Genomic DNA, 19,741 nt, shown 5'->3' on the forward strand with positions numbered 1-19,741 from the left:
AAGAAAGCTCGTCCGGCACACCTGCTTGTTCGAACACGAACAACATCAAGCAGCCTGGCCTTGAGCCACGGCGTCTCGAATGATTTCACACCTGAGCAATGACAGGCCCTGGCGGGTCTGTGGGCGTTCATTGCCTGCACATGCGCGAGCCGCTGAGCGTGGCGGTTGCGCCGGGTGAAATCCAGCTAATCGATTCAACCAAACCGCGTGACGTACGTTAGGAAATATCTGGCCAGTCATGCCGTTATTTGCCTTACAGATCACGCGGGAATAGTTCAGGGCTGTATCCAGGCCGCCGCCTGAGATCCCCAGGATCATTTGCAAGCCACACTTTAAAACTGCCATGAAGGACTAAACATGAACTTGAGGGACTTGAAAGTCGGCACGCGGGCCGCAGCCATTTTTCTATTGCTCGGGGCGCTGGTGCTGGGCATGGGCGTGACCGCTCTGTTCCAGGCCAAACGTATGGATACTGCGACCGACGAAGTCAGGGAGGTCTGGTTGCCGGCGGTCATTGCCCTGGGAGACCTGGGCACTGATCTGGGGCGCGTTCGGGCACTCACCCTGCGCGCCATCCTGCAAGACGACAGCGCCGAGCGCGAGCGGACCTTCAGCATGATCCGTGGCATCAACGACGCCATTCCCAAGGTCGTCAAAAGCTATGAAGACACCATTCAGGTGCCAGAAGACCGTGCCTTGTTCAATGACTTCAAAGCCACCAGTGACCGCTATCACCAGTTGCAGGCCAAGGTGCTTGCCACGCTGCAGGACGGACGCAAGCAAGAGGCGGTGGATCTGATCAACGGCCCGCTGGTCGAGTACGCCGACAACATGATGGCCTCACTGAAGAAGCTGGTGCGCTACAACGCCGATGGTGCCGTCACTTCAGCGAATGTCAGCAGTGATGTTTTCGATGAAGCCTTTGCCGTCATCATCGTCGCCTTGCTGGCCATCCTGCTGGCCATGGCGGTGATTGCCTGGGTACTGACCCGCAGCATCGTCAGCCCGCTGGCCGACGCAGTGACCGCCGCCAACCGGGTGGCCAGCGGCGACCTGACCCGCGACATCAAGGTCTCGGGCCACGACGAACCGGCACAGTTGCTGAACGCCCTGAACATCATGCAGCACAACCTGCGTGACACCATTACCCAGATCGCCGCCTCGTCGAACCAGTTGGCCTCGGCCTCCGAAGAGCTCAACTCGGTAACCGAAGACGCCAGCCGCGGCCTGCACAAGCAGAATGCCGAGATCGAGCAGGCCGCCACTGCGGTGAATGAGATGACCGCGGCGGTCGAGGAAGTGGCCAGCAACGCGGTGATCACCGCCGAAGCCTCCAAAGGCGCAGACAAGAGCACCGCCCAGGGCCGCGAGAAGGTCAATCAGGCGCTGGAGTCGATCGAGCATCTGGTCGGCGATGTGTCGACCACCTCCCAGGAAATCGAACAACTGGCCAGCCAGGTCAACGACATCAGCAAGGTGCTGGACGTGATCCGCTCGGTGGCCGAGCAGACCAACCTGCTGGCCCTCAATGCCGCCATCGAAGCCGCCCGGGCCGGTGAGGCCGGACGCGGCTTTGCCGTGGTGGCCGATGAGGTGCGCGGCCTGGCGCACCGCACCCAGGAGTCGACCCAGGAGATCGAGAAAATGATCGGCGGCATCCAGACCGGTTCGGAACGCGCCGTGGATGCGATGCAAAGCAGCCGCCAGCGCGCCACCGCAACGCTGGACGTGGCCCAGGCCGCCAACCAGGCGCTGGAGGGTATTGCCGAAGCGATCAATTCGATCAACCAGCGTAACCTGGTGATCGCCAGCGCCTCGGAGCAACAAGCCCAGGTGGCCCGCGAAGTGGACCGCAACCTGGTGAACATCCGCGATCTGTCGATGCAGACCTCGGCCGGCGCCAACCAGACCAGCGCCGCGAGCCAGGAACTATCGAGCCTGGCGGTCGGCCTTAACACCATGATTTCCCGTTTCAAGGTCTGACCGGTTTCACAATCGCGCCAATACAAGCGCTGCCAGCCTCTGGCAGCGCTGCACCGGTTATGGCCTACTCCACTGACCTCAGTTGATGGTACGCCCCCGCATGCCCTTTCCTCGCACTGCTTCCATTCCCGCCTGGCTTCGCCCTGTACTACGCCCGTTGCTTGACCCTTATCGCCGCTACCGACACGCCCGGCTGATCCATGCCGCCCGAATCTCGGTCGGCCTGCTGGTGTCGATCCTGCTCACCAGCGGGTTGAACCTGCCACATGGCGAATGGGCCTCGGTGACCATGCTGATCGTGATCGGCGGCCTGCAGCATCATGGCAATATCCGCAAGAAATCCGTGGAACGTGCCTATGGCACCCTGATCGGCGCAGGCCTTGGGCTGTGCGTGGTGGTCCAGCAGGGTTATCTGGAAATGCCGCTGCTGACCTACACCCTGATGTCAGTGATGTGCGGATTCTTCGCCTACCACGCCATCGGCAAGGGCGGCTATACCGCGCTCCTGTCAGCGATCACGCTGTTCATCGTCGCAGGCCACGGGGTCAACCCGATCAGCGACGGGCTGTGGCGCACGGTGGATATTCTGATCGGTATCGGTCTGGCGCTGGCATTCTCGTTCGCCCTGCCGCTGTATGCGGTGTTCTCCTGGCGCTATAACCTGGCCAGCGGCCTGCGTGACTGCGCCAAGGTGTATGGGCGGATCAGCCATGGCCAGGCGGTCAACGCCGATGAACACCTCAAGCTCACCGCCAGCCTCAACGCGACCATGCTGCAACTGCGCTCGCTGCTGCCGTCGGTGTCCAAGGAGGTGAAGATTTCCATGGTCGAGCTGGACACCATCCAGAGCCAGTTCCGGATGTGCCTGAGCCTGCTGGAAATCCTCGCCAATACCCGCCCGGCCAACCCTGACCCGCTCACCCGGGCGCTACTGGATGCCGACTACCGGCAGAACCGCCGCCGCCTGCTGGGCATGGCCAGGGCGTTGCAGACCGGCGCGACCGAACACCTCAACCGCAGCTTTGAAGCCTTGCAGCTGCCCGGTGACGTTCCCGCCGAACTGACCGGTTATCTGCTGATGAGCCAGCGCCTGAGCCACACGCTCGATCAATTGCAGGCACGTCTGGCCAAGACCTCCCGGCGCTGGAAGTTGTGACCGGCAGGCAACACCCCGTACCATGCGGCGCATTGTAAGGAGACCCCCTTGTCCGCCAGCCGCCCGCCCGTTCTTGATGATCTTGACCACCGGTTGATCGCCGCTTTGCAGCTCAACGCCCGCGAAAGCGTGGCCGTGCTGGCCCGCCAACTGGGCATCGCGCGCACCACCGTGACGTCGCGGCTGGCACGCCTGGAAAAGAGCAAGGTCATCACCGGCTACGGTGTACGGCTGGGTCAGCGAGTGGTCGATGGCGGCCTGCAGGCCTACGTCGGCATCACCGTCAGGCCGCGAGCCGGCAAGGACGTGCTGCGTCGCCTCGCGACCCTCAGCGAAGTCCAGCAACTGTGCGCGGTGAGTGGCGAGTTCGACTATGTTGCCTGGCTACGCACTGAATCCCCGGAGCAACTGGACCAGTTGCTCGACCTGATCGGCAGTGTCGAGGGGGTGGAAAAGACCACCACCTCGATCATTCTCAGCAGCAAGATCGACCGCGGCCAGCCGGTTTGAATGGCGTTTTCGTCATAGTGCGCAAGCAGGTCGTCAGATTGCATCACCGACGCACAGAGCGACGACAGTTTTTGTCTTATTAACGTGCTCATGCCTGCCTAGACTGTCCTTACCCGTGCCATCGCCACCATTAAGGGACAGCCATGAATCACCCTCGTCATCGTGCAGACGGTCAACAACCGATCACTATGTTCGGTCCGGATTTCCCTTTTGCCTTCGACGAGTGGATCACCCACCCCGCCGGGCTGGGCAGCATCCCGGAACATCATCATGGCCGTGAAGTGGCGATCATCGGCTCCGGCATCGCCGGCATGGTCGCCGCCTATGAACTGATGAAGCTGGGCCTCAAGCCGGTGGTCTACGAGGCTTCGCAGATGGGCGGGCGGCTGCGCTCCCAGCCATTCGAAGGCGCTGAAGGCATCATTGCCGAACTGGGAGGCATGCGCTTTCCGGCCTCGTCCACGGCGTTCTATCACTATGTCGACAAACTCGGCCTGCAGACCCAGCCATTTCCCAACCCGCTGACCCCGGCCTCCGGCAGCACGGTGGTGGATCTGGAAGGCAATACCTACTATGCGCAAAGCCTCAGCGACCTGCCCGCCCTGTTTCAGGAAGTGGCCGATGCCTGGGCCGACGCCCTGGAGAGCGGCGCGCGGTTTTCCGAAATCCAGCAGGCAATCCGCGAACGCAATGTGCCACGCCTCAAGGCGTTGTGGAACGAACTGGTACCGCTGTGGGACGACCGCACCTTTTACGACTTCGTGGCCACCTCGAAAGCCTTTGCCAAACTGTCGTTCTACCATCGCGAAGTGTTCGGCCAGGTCGGTTTCGGCACCGGTGGCTGGGACTCGGACTTCCCCAACTCGATGCTGGAAATTTTCCGCGTGGTAATGACCAACTGCGATGAAGACCAGCACTTGATTGTCGGTGGCGTGCAACAGGTGCCGCTGGGCATCTGGCGCCATGTGCCGCCGCACTGCGCCCATTGGCCGGCCGGCACCAGCCTGTCGTCACTGCACCATGGCGCGCCGCGCCCTGGCGTCAAACGCATCGCCCGCGCCTCCGACGGCCAGTTGGCGATCACCGACAACTGGGGCGACACGCGTCTGTACCCGGCAGTACTGACCACTTGCCAGAGCTGGCTGCTGACCACCCAGATCGAATGCGAAGAGTCACTGTTCTCGCAGAAAATGTGGATGGCCCTGGACCGTACCCGCTACATGCAGTCGTCGAAAACCTTTGTGATGGTCGACCGGCCCTTCTGGAAAGACAAAGACCCGCAAACCGGCCGCGACCTGATGAGCATGACCCTCACCGACCGTCTGACCCGTGGCACCTACCTGTTTGACAACGGCGACGACAAGCCAGGAGTGATCTGCCTGTCCTACTCGTGGATGAGCGATGCACTGAAAATGCTGCCACAGCCGATCGACAAGCGCGTGCGTCTGGCCCTGGATGCGCTGAAGAAGATTTACCCGAAGGTGGATATCGCCGCGCACATCATCGGCGACCCGATTACCGTTTCGTGGGAGGCCGATCCGCATTTCCTGGGTGCCTTCAAAGGCGCACTGCCCGGCCATTACCGCTATAACCAGCGGATGTACGCGCACTTCATGCAGCACGACATGCCCGCCGAACACCGCGGCATGTTCCTCGCCGGTGATGACATATCCTGGACCCCGGCCTGGGTCGAGGGTGCGGTGCAGACCTCGCTCAATGCGGTGTGGGGCATCATGAACCACTTTGGCGGCAAGTCCCCCGCCGACAACCCCGGCCCAGGCGATGTGTTCGATGAAATCGGCCCCATTGCGCTGGGCGACTGACACCGAGGTTTAGCATGCGGATCGCGATTTACCAATGCCCGCCCCTGCCCCTGGACATTGATGCCAACCTGGCGCGGCTGGCCGCCCAGGCACAGGCCGCCAACCGTGCTGGTGCACAGTTGCTGGTCTGCCCGGAGATGTTCCTCAGCGGTTACAACATCGGTCGTCAGGCGGTCGAACGACTGGCCGAAGCCGCAGACGGCCCGGCGGCCGAACAGGTCGCGACGATTGCCCGGCACAGCGGTATGGCGATTGTCTATGGCTACCCGGAGCGGGCCACGGACGGCCTGCTGTATAACGCCGCGCAACTGATCGACGCGGCCGGCAACCGGCTGGTCAACTATCGCAAGACCCACCTGTTCGGCGAGCTGGATAAAACCATGTTCAGCGCCGGGGCCGCGCACTGTGCGGTGGTCGAACTGCACGGTTGGCGGCTGGGGCTACTGATCTGCTACGACGTAGAGTTTGCGGAGACGGCGCGTCATCTCGCGCTGGCCGGTGCCGACCTGATCGTGGTGCCCACCGCCAATATGGCGCCCTATGACTTCGTGTGTGAGGTGACGGTGCGCGCCCGCGCCTTCGAGAACCAGTGCTACCTGGCGTATGCCAACTACTGCGGTAGTGAGGGCGAAATCCACTATTGCGGCCTGAGCAGCCTTAACGGGCCGCAGGGCTGCCGCCCATTGCTGGCAGGCGAGGACGAAGCGTTGCTGATCGCTGACCTGCAACGCTCAGGCATCGATAACGCCAAGGATTTAAACAATTACGCCGCTGATCGCCGCCCTGATCTGTATGAGCGACTGGCGAAAAACTGAGCCGCCGTCATTGCACTGCGCGACTACACTGCAAGTGAGGATCGATGATCGGCCTCCCGGCCGGTCACGAGCAAAGTGTCTGTCAGCAGAGGATCACTCCATGAAAGCCGATCGCACACTCACCCCGCACTGGCACACAGGCTGCAGCCTGGAGCCGGCGCCTGATCGACATGGCCATGTACTGCTGTTTCGTCCCGGCGGCATGATCCGCCTGGACGATGACGCGGCACGGGTTGGCGAATTGATTGATGGTCGGCACACGGTCGAGCAGATCATCGAGATTCTGCATACCCGTTTCCCTAACCTTCCGGAAACGGGTACCGACGTTGATGACTTCATCAGGACAGCCAGCCAGAAGCACTGGATCGACCTGCACTGAAGCGCCTTCGGGCCTGGCCAGGACCAGGCCTGAAAGCGGCGCGACAGGTTACTTGCGGCTGGCGATGATGTACACCGCGTGGATGATGCCAGGGAAGTAACCCAGCAGGGTCAACAGGATGTTGAGCCAGAACGCGCCGCCGAAACCGACTTGCAGGAACACGCCCAGTGGAGGCAGCAGAATGGCGATGATAATGCGGATGATGTCCATGGGTAAGCTCCTGATTGAAGGGCCTTGATGGCCTGTATTCAATCGACCCTTGGCCGCTGTCAGTGGTTCCGTAGCTTCTGGCAGACCGCCATCACCCGACCCGGAAAAAAAACACGTGCACAAAGAAAACCCCGCCGCAGCGGGGTTTTCCAGACTGTTTCCCTGACTTCCCTTTCTTCCCGCCATCCTGGCAGGTATCCCTTACGTGTCCCTGTTATCTAGTGCGCATCCTGCGCAACGTCCATGTGGCTAATTTAACTTTGGATCCTTTTTATCGAAAGAGGCGATTTGCCGCCACGTTGTGTAAGCCATGGCTTACACCAATGAGAATCATTATCAGAATTGCTCGGCGTCCAGCAGGTACAGCGATTCACTGCCTGCGCGTACCGCAGCGGCGAGTGAATGAATGCGCGGCAACAAGCGAGCAAAATAGAAACGCGCAGTCGCCAGCTTGCCGGCATAGAACGAATCTTCAGCTTCCCTGGCTTGTGCGACCAGAGCCATGCGCGCCCACAGCCAGGCATAGGCGGTGTAGCCGAACAGATGCAGATACTCAACTGACGCAGCGCCGATTTCATTCGGGTTGCTGCGCGCGCGATCAAGTATCCATTGAGTCAGGTCGTCGAGGGTCTGCAAGGCATTTGCCAGCGGCTTGACGAATTCCGCAGGCGCTTCGCCGCTGTCGATGAACTGCCGAACCTCCTCGGAAAACACCCTGTACCAGGCACCGTCAGAACCGACGATCTTGCGCCCCACCAGGTCCAGCGCCTGGATGCCGTTGGTGCCTTCGTAGATCTGGGTAATGCGCACATCACGCACCAGTTGCTCCTGGCCCCACTCGCGAATGTAACCGTGGCCGCCGAACACTTGCTGGCCGTGAACAGTGGTTTCCAGACCGACATCGGTGAGAAAGGCCTTGGCCACCGGGGTCAGCAACGCCACCAGTTGTTCGGCGCGCTCACGCTGCTGCGGCTCTTCACTGTATTTGGCGATGTCCAGTTGTACCGCCACATAAGTGGAAAATGCCCGCCCACCCTCGTTGAGGGCTTTCATGGTCAGCAGCATGCGCCGCACGTCGGGGTGCACGATGATCGGGTCGGCGACCTTGTCGCGGTTCTGCGCGCCCGTCGGCGCACGGCTTTGCAGACGGTCACGGGCATATTCGATGGCGTTCTGGTAGGAGCGCTCGCCGGATGCCAAGCCCTGGATGCCGACCCCCAGACGCTCGTAGTTCATCATGGTGAACATCGCCGCCAGGCCCTTGTGCGGCTCACCCACCAGCCAGCCACGGGCCTGGTCGAAATTCATCACACAGGTGGCAGAAGCCTGGATACCCATCTTGTGTTCGATGGAACCGCAACTGACCGGGTTGCGCGCCCCCAGGCTGCCGTCGTCATTGACCAGAAACTTGGGCACCAGAAACAGTGAAATGCCCTTGGGGCCGGCTGGCGCATCGGGCAGCCTGGCCAGGACCAGATGGATGATGTTCTCGGTCAGGTCGTGCTCACCGCCGGTAATGAAAATCTTGCTGCCGCTGATCAGGTAGCTGGCGTCGGGCTGCGGCTCGGCGCGGGTGCGGATGATTCCCAGGTCAGTCCCGGCGTGGGCTTCGGTCAGGCACATCGAGCCACACCAGACACCGGCGTACATGTTGGGCAGGTACTGCGCCTTGAGCGCCTCACTGGCATGGGTATTGAGCGAGACACACGCGCCTGAGGTCAGCATCGGGTACAGACCGAACGCCAGGCTCGCGGAGTTGAGCATTTCTTCGACCTGCGCCGACACCACCTTGGGCATGCCCATGCCACCAAACTCGGGGTTGCCACCCACGCCCACCCAGCCGCCCTCGGCATAGGTGCGGTAGGCATCGACAAAGCCGGTTGGCGTACTGACCACGGTGTCGTTCCAGCGGCAGCCCTCTTCGTCGCCGTTACGGCTCAGGGGCGCAATGCTGCGGCTGGTAACCTTGCCGGCTTCTTCAAGAATCGCCTCGACGGTTTCGGTGTCCACAGTGTCGGCCAATGCCGGCAAACTGGCCCAGAGTCGGGAAACCTCAAAGACCTCATTGAGGACGAAGCGCATATCACGCAGCGGCGCTTTGTAGTCAGCCATGGCACACCTCGCAAACGGGAAGCAAAAGATCTGAGCCTGGAAACCGGACCTGCCACAGACCGGTCAAGGCGTTAGAAGCCCGAGTTTAGCCGAACAACCATTACGACACATAGGGTCCGTTTGTGACCACAAGGTATTTATCAGTCACGCAAAATGGCAGGCCGAAAAAAAACACGGCGCCGCCCATCACGGCCCGTGTCCACTTGTCTTTGCTGCTGTTCAGCCAACGGGGTCAGGGCTGCGCACCGCTCCGCGTTTGGCAGTCTGCCCATGCGCAATCACACAGTTGCGTCCGGCGCCCTTGGCGGCATACAGCGCCTGGTCGGCGGCCTTGAGTACTTCTTCAGGTGTGCGGTGTTCAGGCTGGCGCTCGGCCACCCCGATACTGACGGTGACCGACACGCTGCTGGCCGACGCAGCACCGCGCCGCTGCCGCCCCTGTTGATCGTCCTGCGGCCGGTTCTCCTTGTTGCGCAACTGGATCTCGTAGTGGGCAATGGTCTCGCGAATCACCTCAAGGTGCGGCAGGCACTCTTCCAGCGCCTTGCCGGCAAACACAATGGCAAATTCTTCACCACCATAGCGGTAAGCCTTGCCGCCGCCATTGGTGATTTTCGACAGTTTGCTGGCCACCAGACGCAGCACCTGATCGCCCACATCATGGCCGTGGGTGTCGTTGAATTTCTTGAAGTGGTCCACGTCGCTCATGGCCAGCACATAGTTGCGTCCCAGGCGCTGCATCCGCTCATTGAGCGCGCGTCGCCCCGGCAAGCCGGTCAGCTCGTCGCGGAACGCCATCTGATACGCCTCATGGGCCACGCCTGCCGCAATCATCAGCATCACCTGGCTGCACATGATATTGAGCGTGAACGGCAGGATGAAGGTCTTGGGCAGTGCCCAGAACAGCGCCAGCAAACCGACCAGTTGCGCGGCATGCAGCGGCCTGGGTTTGCTCAGATACTGCCAGATCAACACGCCGAAGCCGATGATAAACATCAGGTACGACAGCTGGATCAGGCTCATCCACGAGCCGTGCAAGGCCGGCCAGCGAATGTCCGCCAGCCAGTTCTGCACTTCATTCGGATAGCTCTGCTCCATGCCCAGGGCAACGCTGCCGACCACCAGCAGCACCGCCAGACGGGCCACGATGTCCTGAAACAGGTGAGTGCGCTCCTCCCAGGCCGCGTACAGCGCATACATCACCGGCAGTAGCAGGCAGGTCAGGTGGAAAATCACCGCCGCATCTTCGCGGACCCTGCCGTTGTCACGGTAGAAGTCCGTCTGGGTGTCGAGCAGAAAATAGGCAATGTACACCGTCACCATCAACGACAACTCGCGCTGACGCCGGTAGACCGCGCAATAGGCACCGCCCAGCAGCAGCACCAGGGTCGGCAGGACGTTGAACAGTGAGGTGAAGAACACACTCAGGTCTTTGACATAGGCCGCTGCCAGCCCAGCCAGGAACAGGCTGCCGGCGGGCAGGAAGTGACTCAGTCGTGCAGCAGATGGATGCAACAAGGGGGATGTCTCCTACTCGGCATCGAGCAATCGCTCAGCATGATGTCATTGTGCCCACATTCGGCAAGCAATGCATACAACCGAACCAATTAGTTAACTAAGTGCTGTAACGGCAGGAAACTCAAAAGGTTTATCAGGGATATATGAAGGTTATCTAACAGCGGTTGTTACCCGGACATCTGCCCAGAAAAAATAAAACGCCCCCGCTCGTGTGAACGGGGGCGTTTCCGGTATTGCTGGGCGGAGCCGAATCCGGACTCAGTAAGCCAGACCGAAGTCCTCTTCACTGATTTCCATCAGGTTGGCAGCGCCAGACAGGATCGCTGCGGCATGGCTGCGGGTGCGGGGCAGGATACGCTGGTAATAGAAGCGCGCAGTCTGCAGTTTGGCTTTGTAGAACGCCTCGTCGCCCGTACCCTCGGCAATCTTCTCCGCGGCCAGGCGGGCCATGTCGGCCCAGAAGTAAGCCAGGCAGACGTAACCGGAGAACATCAGGTAATCCACCGAAGCGGCGCCGACTTCTTCGCGGTCTTTCATGGCGGCCATGCCGACCTTCATGGTCAACTCGCCCCACTCCTTGTTCAACGCCGCCAGCGGGGCGATGTACGCCGACAGGGCTTCGTTGCCTTCGTTGGCCTGGCAGAACTTGTGGACGATCTTGGTGAAGCCCTTGAGCGCCTCGCCCTGGGTCATCAGTACCTTGCGACCGAGCAGGTCGAGGGCCTGGATGCCGGTGGTGCCTTCATAGAGCATCGAAATGCGGCTGTCGCGCACGTTCTGCTCCATGCCCCACTCGGCGATGAAGCCGTGACCGCCATAGATCTGCACGCCATGGTTGGCAGCCTCGAAGCCCACCTCGGTCATGAATGCCTTGGCAATCGGGGTCATGAACGCCAACAGCGCGTCGGCCGACTTGCGTTGCTCCTCGTCCTGGCTGTACTTGACGATGTCCACCAGCTTGGCGGTGAAGTACACCATCGCCCGGTTGCCTTCGGCGAACGCCTTGATGGTCAGCAGCATGCGCCGTACATCAGGGTGCACGATAATCGGGTCGGCGGCTTTATCTGGTGCCTTGGGACCGGTCAGCGAACGCATCTGCAGACGCTCGCGGGCGTATTTCAGGCCACCCTGGAACGCCACCTCGGCGTGCGCCAGGCCCTGCAGTGCAGTGCCCAGGCGCGCGGTGTTCATGAAGGTGAACATGCAGTTCAGGCCCTTGTTCGCCGGGCCGATCAGGAAACCTGTCGCACCGTCGAAGTTCATCACGCAGGTGGCGTTGCCGTGAATGCCCATCTTGTGCTCCAGCGAGCCACAGGTGACGGCATTGCGCGCGCCGATGGCACCTTGGGCGTCAGGCAGGAATTTGGGCACGATGAACAGCGAAATACCTTTGGTGCCAGCCGGTGCATCCGGCAGGCGGGCCAGCACGATGTGCACGATGTTGTCGGCCATGTCGTGTTCACCGGCCGAAATGAAAATCTTGGTGCCGCTGACCTTGTAGCTGCCGTCGGCCTGGGGCTCGGCCTTGGTGCGCAGCATGCCCAGGTCGGTGCCGCAGTGCGGTTCGGTCAGGCACATGGTGCCGGTCCATTCACCGGAGACCAGCTTGGTCAGGTAGGTGTGCTGCTGTTCAGCCGTACCGTGGGCCGACAGGGTATTCATCGCGCCATGCGACAAACCGGGGTACATGCCCCACGACCAGTTGGCTTCCCCCACCAGCTCGCTGACCGCCAGACCCAGAGACTCCGGCAGGCCCTGGCCGCCATGCTCGACATCATGGGCCAGGCTCGGCCAGCCGCCTTCGACGAATTGCTGATAAGCCTGTTTGAAACCGGTTGGCGTTTTCACGCCTGACTCGCTCCAGGTACAGCCTTCGGTGTCACCGACCCGATTCAGCGGTGCCAGCACCTGCTCACAGAACTTGGCGCCTTCTTCAAGGATGGCGTCGACCGTATCGGGCGTGGCGTCCTCGCAGCCAGGCAGGCTCTGATAGTGCGCCGCATAACCCAGCAGTTCATCACGTACGAAACGAATATCACGCAAGGGGGCTTTGTAATCTGGCATAGCGAAAACCTCTGCTGGTGAATCCCGGAATGAATGACTGGCCGGTCATGCTGGAAACATTGTTGTCCAGCTGATGATCGCGGCCGCCCACCGATCAAACAGTTGTTTGAAACTTACGTTTACACCCGCACCTTGTCAATAGCGTGCCACTCACCATCGGTCTAACGTCACGATCGACCACGCACGACAAGGCCCGCAGCGATGCTGGCAACATGCATTCAAGTCTAGTTGAGCGAGTAGGGGTTGCGGGGACGATACACAGGGCGAACCGGACAAAGGCCGGAAACGAAAACGCCGTGCACAAAGGCACGGCGTTTCATATTCACCCTCTCGATGGGACTGACCTGAAAATCAGGCCCCAGGGTCAGGCGTAGGTGTCGATCAGGGTGCCCAGCGCTTCATTGCTTGCGCGCTGCGCAGCAGCGCCCGCTTCAACCTGCGCTTTGCCGGCCGCGAGCTCGACAATGTTGGCGGGCAGATCGGAACGCTGGCTACGGTCGACGGAGCGCAGATTTTCCAGCTGGAAATCCGAAGACTGGCTACGGCCTGAGACTTCGATACCGCTACTGGCGATCTGGGTGGCCGCCTGATCGACACGATCCTGCCCGACCTGAATAGCGGTCAAGCCTGGATAAAACGTGTTGCTCAAGGAGATTTGCATAAGCCAATCCTCAGCTCAGAGTTACAAACGAGCCTATTGAACCAGCAATAAAGGCAAAAGGCCCGACAAAAAGACTAATGGCACAACGCCTGGCAATAGGCTCAATCTTGAGCAAAAGCAAAAGTCCTTCTAGATCAGGCAGATGCTTTATCCAAGGCGACCCAGGTGTAAATATCTGGCAACATTTTCGCTGCTCGCCTGCTCCAGACGCGGCACCTGGCCCAGACAGGGCGCTGGTAATTGTTCGCTCAAGGTCTGCAGGTTTTCATGCAGACGCGAGGTCCCCGGATCGACAATGTTTGCCACCCAACCGGCCAACGGCAGGCCGTCGCGCAGGATCGCTTCGGCGCTTAGCACGGCATGGTTGATGCAGCCCAGGCGCACGCCCACCACCAGAATCACCGGCAGCTTCAAGGCCATCGCCAGATCGGACAAATACTCGCGGTCATTGAGCGGCACCCGCCAGCCGCCAGCGCCTTCGATCAAGGTGAAGTCGGCCTGGCGCGCGAGCAAGCGTTGCATGGCAGGCAATAGACTGGCCAGCTCAAGCTGCACCCCTGCTTCCCTCGCGGCCAGATGCGGGGCGATGGCCGGTTCCAGGGCCAATGGGTTGACCTCGGCGTAGTCCAGCGGCAGCGAGCATTCGCCAAGCAACGCCAAGGCATCGCTGTTGCGCAGGCCATCGGCGGTGCGCGTGCAACCGGACGCCACCGGCTTGCCGGCCACGGTACTCAACCCGGCGTGCCGCGCCGCACGCAGCAAACCGGCCGCCACGGTGGTCTTGCCGACATCGGTGTCGGTGCCAGCAATGAAAAAAGCTGAACTCATGGCTGGTTTTCCAGAACCGCGTAAAGCACCTGATAGGTGGCCGGTAGCCCCTGTGGCTGGCGAAACGCTTCGTAGGCCTGCAGCAAACCTTGCATCCGTTGCCGCCCGGTCAGCCCGGTCGGCCGGCCCGGATTGAGGTTGTGGGCACCCAGCGCTTTCAACTCATGGGTCAGGCTGCGTACATCCGGGTAGTGCAGCACATGGGGCAGCACTTCCAGGCTGCGAATACGCAAGCCGCTGGCGTCACACAAGCGCTGGTAGTCGTGCAGCTCACGAAAGCGATTGACGTGCACCTGACCGTCCACTTGCTGCCAACTGCTGCGCAGCTCATGCAGAGTGCCGACGCACAGGCTGGAGAATGCAAACACCCCACCGGGCCGCAATACCCGCCGCGCCTCGCTCAATACCGCAGCGAAGTTGCCGCACCACTGTACGGCCAGGCTGGAGAACAGCAAATCGAAACGGCCACCGTGCAACGGCAGATTTTCCGCATCGCCAGCGACAAAATGTGCAGCGCCGCCCTGGGGCTGTGCATGGCGCAGCATGCCTTGGGCAATATCCAGCGCCATGCCCTGCGCAGCCGGGAAGCGCTGCGCCAATGCGCGGCTGAAGTACCCGGTGCCGCAGCCCAGGTCCAGCCACTGCGCAGGCGTCAGTGCCTGAGGGATCCCCCTCAACAGGTGTTGCCCGACCGCTCGTTGCAAGTCGGCCACACTGTCGTAACTGCCCGCCGCTTTGGAGAATGATGCGGCGACCTGTTGTTTGTCTGGCAGGCCGAGCCCACGCACGGCACAAAGATCAGTCATCATCGGACTCATGTAAAAAGGCCCGGATTGCCGCCGCCACTCCATGGGGGTTTTCCAGAATAAATGCATGGCTGGCCTGTTCAATCACGCCAACCTCCACATCTGGCAACAAGGCCAATAGATCGCTTGCCGCTTCAGCGGGCACAAACGCATCGTTACCGGCAAACAGGTGCAATTGCGGGCCACGATAGCTCTGCAACGCTTCACGGGTATCGAGCCGCTCCAGCAGCCTGAGGCCATCGAGCAACGCTTGCTTCGAGGCATTGGGCGCCGCGGCCTTGAGCTGCCGCGACAGGCCGCGCGGGTCGGCGCTGCCCTGGCTGCACAACAGGCTGAAGCGGCGCAGGGTCACGTCGGGGTCGTGTTCACAACCGCTGAGAAACGCCGCAAAGTCAGCCGGCGTCATCGCATGCGGCCAGGCGCCATGCGGCACAAAGCAGGCGTTGCTGGCCAGGGTCAGCAAACCGCAACAACGCTCGCCACGCCGCGCCGCCAGCTCGGCGGCGAGCATGCCGCCCAGCGACCAGCCGCCCAGCCACACATCGTCAGGCAGGCCATCGTCCAGTTCATCGAGCCACGCCGATAAATCCGCGTTGCCCGTTTGCGGCAACGGCTCGACCTCGACTTTCAGGTGCTCATCCAGGCCGCGCAAGGCGGCAGCCAGCGGCTCCAGCGGCGAGACACCCAAGCCCCAACCGGGCAACAACACCAGACGATCACGCATGAGCCTGCTCCATCGTTTCATCCACACCCAGCAGTGGCCAGCACTGCGCCAGTGCTTGCAACAATAGCTGCACCTGCTCGGATGTGTGGGCTGCGCTCAGAGTGACCCGCAAACGGGCACTGCCGGCCGGCACGGTGGGCGGGCGGATCGCAGTCACCAGCAGGCCCCGCTCGCGCAACATCTGCGACAGGCGCAAGGCCCGTCCGGCATCGCCAATCACAATCGGCTGGATCGGTGTAAAACTGTCCATCAGGGTCAGGCCGATTTGCTCGGCACCCTGACGGAACTGCGCGATCAGGGCATTGAGGTGCTCGCGCCGCCAGTGTTCACTGCGCAGCAGTTGCAGGCTCTTGAGCGTGGCACAGGCCAGCGCCGGCGGCTGACTGGTGGTGTAGATGTATGGCCGGGCAAACTGAATCAGCGTCTCGATCAGCTCTTCACTGCCCGCAACAAACGCCCCACTGGTGCCAAACGCCTTGCCCAGCGTACCGATCAGCACCGGTACATCGTCGATCCCCAGACCAAAGTGCTCGACACAACCTCCGCCATTGGCCCCCAGCGGGCCAAAGCCATGGGCATCGTCAACCATCAGCCAGGCGCCGCGAGCTTTAGCGGTACGCGCCAGGGCCGGCAGGTCGGCAATGTCGCCGTCCATGCTGAACACCCCGTCGCTGACCACCAGGCGGTCACCCACGGCCTTGTCCAGACGCGCCGCGAGACTTTGCGCGTCGTTGTGCAAGTAACGGCTGAACCGCGCACCGCTGAGCAGCCCGGCATCGAGCAAGGACGCATGATTAAGGCGGTCTTCCAGCACACTGTCGCCCTGCCCCACCAAGGCGGTGACCGTCCCCAGATTGGCCATGTAGCCATTAGAGAACAGCAAGGCGCGCGGGCGCCCGGTGAACTCGGCCAGAGCCTCTTCCAGCTCGTGATGCGGGCTGCTGTGACCGATCACCAGATGCGAAGCCCCGCCGCCGACACCCCAGCGCTCGGCACCGGCCTGCCAGGCAGCGACCACCTCTGGATGGCTGGCCAACCCGAGGTAGTCATTGTTGCAAAAGGTCAGCAGCGCCTGGCCGTCGACCACCGCCAGCGGCCCTTGCGGGCTTTGCAGCAGCGGGCGCTGACGATACAACTGCGCGGCGCGCCGCTCCGCCAGGCGGGCACTTAGGTCAAAGCCCATATCGGTCAGGCCGAGACGGCGTTGTAGAACATCGAACTGCTCTTTTGCTCCACCAGTGCCTGCTCGATGGCGGCCTGATGCACTTCGTCGGCATGCTCCTCACGCTCTTCGGGCTTGATGCCCAGGCGGGCGAACAACTGCATGTCGCGGTCAGCCTGCGGATTGCCGGTGGTCAGCAGTTTCTCGCCGTAGAAGATCGAGTTGGCCCCGGCAAAGAACGCCAGTGCCTGCATCTGCTCGTTCATTGCTTCGCGGCCTGCCGACAGGCGCACGTGGGATTTGGGCATCAGGATGCGCGCCACGGCCAGCATGCGGATGAAGTCGAACGGATCGACGTCTTCAGCGTTTTCCAGCGGTGTGCCGGCAACCTTGACCAGCATGTTGATCGGCACCGACTCCGGATGCTCGGGCAGGTTGGCCAGCTGGATCAGCAGGCCGGCGCGGTCGTCCAGCGACTCGCCCATGCCCAGAATGCCACCAGAGCAGATTTTCATGCCCGCGTCGCGCACATAGGCCAGGGTCTGCAGGCGCTCGCTGTAGGTGCGGGTGGTGATGATGCTGCCGTAGAACTCCGGCGAGGTGTCGAGGTTGTGGTTGTAGTAGTCAAGCCCCGCATCGGCCAGGGCTTCGGTCTGTTCGCGGTCGAGCTTGCCCAGCGTCATGCAGGTTTCCAGGCCCATGGCCTTTACGCCTTTGACCATTTCCAGCACGTAGGGCATGTCTTTGGCTGACGGATGTTTCCAGGCCGCGCCCATACAGAAACGGGTCGAGCCAATCGCCTTGGCCCGTGCCGCTTCCTCAAGCACCTTCTGTACTTCGAGCAGCTTCTGCTTGTCGAGGCCGGTGTTGTAGTGACCGGACTGCGGGCAGTACTTGCAGTCTTCAGGGCAGGCGCCGGTCTTGATCGACAGCAGGGTCGAGACCTGAACCCGATTGGCATCGAAGTGCGCGCGGTGCACGGTCTGCGCCTGAAACAGCAAGTCATTGAATGGCTGTACGAACAGCGCCTTGACCTCGGCTAAAGTCCAGTCGTGACGCAGGGTAGCTGTAGTGCTGGCGCTCATCGGCGGCTCCTTTTATTGAACGGACTCTGCGCCCGGGCGAAAGACCACAGACACGACACGGTTGTCCGGCGAGATTTTCCGGAATGATTAGGGAACGGCCATGCCATGTCAACCACACAAAGAAACACAGGTTTACATCTGGTTAAATTTCGCTCAATCCTGTTTGCTGTGCGATGAGCCCAGCGATACATCGCTGGCCATCTGTGTGGCTTGCGAAGCCGAGTTACCCTGGCTGGGCGATCATTGCCTGTGTTGCGCGCTGCCGCTGACGGGATCAGGCTACGGGGCTGGCGAGTGTTGCGCGCAGTGCGATCAACGGCCACCGGCGTTCAGCCAGGTCATCACGGCCTGGACCTACGAGTTTGTCGTTGACCGGCTGATCACCCGCTTCAAGCATCACCAGCAGTGGCCATTGGGCAAGCTGTTGGCAGAGTTACAAGGCCAATATCTGCAACATCGCTTCGACGAAGGCCTGCCAAGACCCGATGCGTTACTGCCGGTGCCCCTGGCCAGGCAGCGCTTGCGCCAGCGCGGTTTCAATCAGTCGGCGATGCTGGCCAACTGGCTGGGTGAACAGTTGCAACTGCCCGTGCAAGCGCGGCAATTGCTGCGCACCCGCAATACGCCCTCACAACAAGGCCTGAGTGCCAAAGCGCGCAAACAGAATCTGCAAGGCGCGTTCAGCCTGGCAGACAGTCACTGGGTACAGGGTAAGCACCTGGCGCTGGTCGATGACGTGCTGACCACCGGCACCACAGCCCAGAGCATCGCGCAACTGCTGACCGGCGCCGGGGCGCGGCGGGTGGATGTGTACTGCCTGGCCAGGACACCCGCGCCTGAGGACTGAACACTAGGGGCTGTTGCCGTTTCATCACAGCCGCGCCGAGGTCTGTTTTGTCGGCTTGCACAATCTTCATTCAGTTGGAGACGGGGCGACAAAACAGCCACGGCCCTACGGGTTGCGCCCCAAATCGCGTCATGCTTCGTCGGAGGACTTGAAAAGGGAGTGACCATTTCCTGCGTCCTCCGCCTCGCCTGACACGATTTGGAGCTGCAACGCAATCTGCACTGAAACGGCAACAGCCCATAGGTTTTGGCATAGACTCTGGCAATCTCTGCTTTGCTGGTCGTCTGGTCATGCCGCTATCGTCTTCCCTGAGCCAATACATGGTGCGTCGCCCGCAGCGCCTCGCGCTGTTGCAGCACATTGCCGAGCAAGGCTCGATCACCCGCGCAGCCAAGAGTGCCGGGCTGAGCTACAAAGCCACCTGGGATGCGATCGATGAGCTGAACAATCTTGCGCAAAAACCGCTGGTCGAGCGCAGCGTCGGCGGCCGCGGCGGTGGTGGTGCCAGGTTGTCGGTCGAAGGCGCACGTATCCTGCGTCTTTATCAGCGCCTGCAAGCCCTGCAGGCTCAGGTGCTGGAGGCCGCCGAACAGGACAGCGACTTGCAATTGCTCAGCCGTCTGACCCTGCACACCAGCGCCCGCAACCAGTTGCTCGGTAGCATCCAGAACATTACCCGGCAAGGCATCAATGATGTTGTGCGCCTGACCCTGGCCGGTGGTGAATGCATCGACGCGCAAATTACCCATGACAGCACCCAGCGCCTGGCGCTGGAAAACGGCAGCGAAGTGATGGCCCTGATCAAGGCCGGCTGGCTCGAACTGCTGGCCCCTGAGCAGACGCCTGAAACGGGCTACAACAGTTTGCGGGGCCAGTTGCAAAGCATTCTCGATGCGCCCGACGGTCCCAGCGAAGTGCGGATCGCCCTGGCCAATGGTCAGACGCTCTGTGCCCTGGCTGCGCCGCAGCGGCTTGCGGCACTGGGGTTGACCCAAGGCAGCGCAGTGCAGGCCCGGTTTTTGCCCTCACAAGTGCTGTTGGGCACCGTGGTGTGAAGC

Annotated in this window: 18 protein-coding genes; 8 read left to right on the forward strand and 10 right to left on the reverse strand. The window is 61.6% G+C overall.

Features of this window, described 5'->3' with window-relative positions:
- Window positions 1-357 precede the first annotated feature (357 nt).
- The 6 genes from NJC40_RS03960 (at window position 358) to pqqD (ending at window position 6,666) form a co-directional block, all read left to right on the forward strand.
- Window positions 358-1,983, forward strand: a complete 1,626-nt coding sequence (locus NJC40_RS03960; protein ID WP_253142386.1) for a methyl-accepting chemotaxis protein — start codon at window positions 358-360, stop codon at window positions 1,981-1,983.
- Window positions 1,984-2,083: 100 nt separating this feature from the next.
- Window positions 2,084-3,139 carry an FUSC family protein gene (locus tag NJC40_RS03965; protein ID WP_045484366.1) on the forward strand — a complete coding sequence of 352 codons (1,056 nt, stop codon included), beginning with the start codon at window positions 2,084-2,086 and terminating at the stop codon, window positions 3,137-3,139.
- 48 nt (window positions 3,140-3,187) lie between these two features.
- Window positions 3,188-3,649: an Lrp/AsnC family transcriptional regulator gene (locus NJC40_RS03970; protein WP_045484369.1), complete on the forward strand. Its 462-nt coding sequence runs from the start codon at window positions 3,188-3,190 to the stop codon at window positions 3,647-3,649.
- Between the two features lie 143 nt (window positions 3,650-3,792).
- Window positions 3,793-5,472 (forward strand): flavin monoamine oxidase family protein, encoded by a 1,680-nt coding sequence (locus NJC40_RS03975; RefSeq protein ID WP_045484372.1) that lies wholly within the window; start codon window positions 3,793-3,795, stop codon window positions 5,470-5,472.
- Window positions 5,473-5,486: 14 nt separating this feature from the next.
- A complete protein-coding gene (locus NJC40_RS03980) occupies window positions 5,487-6,287 on the forward strand; it encodes a carbon-nitrogen hydrolase family protein (RefSeq protein WP_253142385.1) in 801 nt (266 codons plus the stop codon).
- Window positions 6,288-6,387: 100 nt separating this feature from the next.
- On the forward strand, window positions 6,388-6,666 hold the full coding sequence (gene pqqD / locus NJC40_RS03985; protein ID WP_253142384.1) for a pyrroloquinoline quinone biosynthesis peptide chaperone PqqD: 279 nt from the start codon (window positions 6,388-6,390) through the stop codon (window positions 6,664-6,666).
- Window positions 6,667-6,714: 48 nt separating this feature from the next.
- On the opposite strand, the gene NJC40_RS03990 is transcribed toward pqqD, so the two are convergent.
- The 10 genes from NJC40_RS03990 to bioB form a co-directional block, all read right to left on the reverse strand.
- The gene (locus NJC40_RS03990; RefSeq protein ID WP_045484381.1) at window positions 6,715-6,876 is read right to left on the reverse strand and encodes a YqaE/Pmp3 family membrane protein; all 162 of its coding nucleotides are present in this window, start codon (window positions 6,874-6,876) and stop codon (window positions 6,715-6,717) included.
- 336 nt (window positions 6,877-7,212) lie between these two features.
- Complete coding sequence (locus NJC40_RS03995; protein WP_253142383.1) at window positions 7,213-8,988, reverse strand: acyl-CoA dehydrogenase C-terminal domain-containing protein; 1,776 nt, start codon at window positions 8,986-8,988, stop codon at window positions 7,213-7,215.
- Window positions 8,989-9,207: 219 nt separating this feature from the next.
- Complete coding sequence (locus tag NJC40_RS04000; RefSeq protein WP_045484387.1) at window positions 9,208-10,506, reverse strand: GGDEF domain-containing protein; 1,299 nt, start codon at window positions 10,504-10,506, stop codon at window positions 9,208-9,210.
- Window positions 10,507-10,764: 258 nt separating this feature from the next.
- The gene (locus NJC40_RS04005) at window positions 10,765-12,570 is read right to left on the reverse strand and encodes a phenylacyl-CoA dehydrogenase (protein WP_045484390.1); all 1,806 of its coding nucleotides are present in this window, start codon (window positions 12,568-12,570) and stop codon (window positions 10,765-10,767) included.
- 364 nt (window positions 12,571-12,934) lie between these two features.
- A complete protein-coding gene (locus tag NJC40_RS04010; RefSeq protein ID WP_253116982.1) occupies window positions 12,935-13,231 on the reverse strand; it encodes a pyrroloquinoline quinone biosynthesis protein PqqE in 297 nt (98 codons plus the stop codon).
- Between the two features lie 147 nt (window positions 13,232-13,378).
- Window positions 13,379-14,059: a dethiobiotin synthase gene (bioD, locus tag NJC40_RS04015; RefSeq protein ID WP_253142382.1), complete on the reverse strand. Its 681-nt coding sequence runs from the start codon at window positions 14,057-14,059 to the stop codon at window positions 13,379-13,381.
- Entirely contained in the window at window positions 14,056-14,865 is an 810-nt protein-coding gene (bioC, locus tag NJC40_RS04020) for a malonyl-ACP O-methyltransferase BioC (protein WP_253142381.1), read from the reverse strand. The genes bioD and bioC overlap by 4 nt, the downstream gene beginning before the upstream one ends.
- Window positions 14,858-15,589 carry an alpha/beta fold hydrolase gene (locus NJC40_RS04025; RefSeq protein WP_253116984.1) on the reverse strand — a complete coding sequence of 244 codons (732 nt, stop codon included), beginning with the start codon at window positions 15,587-15,589 and terminating at the stop codon, window positions 14,858-14,860. Before NJC40_RS04025 ends, bioC begins: the two co-directional genes overlap by 8 nt.
- Window positions 15,582-16,772, reverse strand: a complete 1,191-nt coding sequence (gene bioF / locus NJC40_RS04030; RefSeq protein WP_253142380.1) for an 8-amino-7-oxononanoate synthase — start codon at window positions 16,770-16,772, stop codon at window positions 15,582-15,584. The genes NJC40_RS04025 and bioF overlap by 8 nt, the downstream gene beginning before the upstream one ends.
- A 5-nt stretch (window positions 16,773-16,777) precedes the next feature.
- The gene (gene bioB / locus NJC40_RS04035) at window positions 16,778-17,836 is read right to left on the reverse strand and encodes a biotin synthase BioB (RefSeq protein WP_045484415.1); all 1,059 of its coding nucleotides are present in this window, start codon (window positions 17,834-17,836) and stop codon (window positions 16,778-16,780) included.
- 100 nt (window positions 17,837-17,936) lie between these two features.
- Here bioB and NJC40_RS04040 point away from each other — a divergent pair, with 100 nt between their 5' ends.
- Entirely contained in the window at window positions 17,937-18,683 is a 747-nt protein-coding gene (locus tag NJC40_RS04040) for a ComFC family protein (protein ID WP_253142379.1), read from the forward strand.
- Window positions 18,684-18,973: 290 nt separating this feature from the next.
- Window positions 18,974-19,738: a TOBE domain-containing protein gene (locus NJC40_RS04045; RefSeq protein ID WP_045484421.1), complete on the forward strand. Its 765-nt coding sequence runs from the start codon at window positions 18,974-18,976 to the stop codon at window positions 19,736-19,738.
- The last annotated feature ends 3 nt before the right edge of the window (window positions 19,739-19,741 follow it).

The organism is Pseudomonas sp. 21LCFQ02, from assembly GCF_024129895.2.
GTDB lineage: Bacteria > Pseudomonadota > Gammaproteobacteria > Pseudomonadales > Pseudomonadaceae > Aquipseudomonas.

Coding starts and splice junctions, on each gene's coding strand:
- NJC40_RS03960 (WP_253142386.1), top strand. CDS start 358: ATGAACTTGAGGGACTTGAAAGTCGGCACGCGGGCCGCAGCCATTTTT.
- NJC40_RS04010 (WP_253116982.1), bottom strand. CDS start 13,231: ATGCAAATCTCCTTGAGCAACACGTTTTATCCAGGCTTGACCGCTATT.
- bioF (WP_253142380.1), bottom strand. CDS start 16,772: ATGGGCTTTGACCTAAGTGCCCGCCTGGCGGAGCGGCGCGCCGCGCAG.
- bioD (WP_253142382.1), bottom strand. CDS start 14,059: ATGAGTTCAGCTTTTTTCATTGCTGGCACCGACACCGATGTCGGCAAG.
- NJC40_RS03995 (WP_253142383.1), bottom strand. CDS start 8,988: ATGGCTGACTACAAAGCGCCGCTGCGTGATATGCGCTTCGTCCTCAAT.
- NJC40_RS03990 (WP_045484381.1), bottom strand. CDS start 6,876: ATGGACATCATCCGCATTATCATCGCCATTCTGCTGCCTCCACTGGGC.
- NJC40_RS04045 (WP_045484421.1), top strand. CDS start 18,974: ATGCCGCTATCGTCTTCCCTGAGCCAATACATGGTGCGTCGCCCGCAG.
- NJC40_RS04005 (WP_045484390.1), bottom strand. CDS start 12,570: ATGCCAGATTACAAAGCCCCCTTGCGTGATATTCGTTTCGTACGTGAT.
- pqqD (WP_253142384.1), top strand. CDS start 6,388: ATGAAAGCCGATCGCACACTCACCCCGCACTGGCACACAGGCTGCAGC.
- NJC40_RS03980 (WP_253142385.1), top strand. CDS start 5,487: ATGCGGATCGCGATTTACCAATGCCCGCCCCTGCCCCTGGACATTGAT.
- NJC40_RS04040 (WP_253142379.1), top strand. CDS start 17,937: ATGCCATGTCAACCACACAAAGAAACACAGGTTTACATCTGGTTAAAT.
- NJC40_RS03965 (WP_045484366.1), top strand. CDS start 2,084: ATGCCCTTTCCTCGCACTGCTTCCATTCCCGCCTGGCTTCGCCCTGTA.
- NJC40_RS03975 (WP_045484372.1), top strand. CDS start 3,793: ATGAATCACCCTCGTCATCGTGCAGACGGTCAACAACCGATCACTATG.
- bioB (WP_045484415.1), bottom strand. CDS start 17,836: ATGAGCGCCAGCACTACAGCTACCCTGCGTCACGACTGGACTTTAGCC.
- NJC40_RS04025 (WP_253116984.1), bottom strand. CDS start 15,589: ATGCGTGATCGTCTGGTGTTGTTGCCCGGTTGGGGCTTGGGTGTCTCG.
- bioC (WP_253142381.1), bottom strand. CDS start 14,865: ATGACTGATCTTTGTGCCGTGCGTGGGCTCGGCCTGCCAGACAAACAA.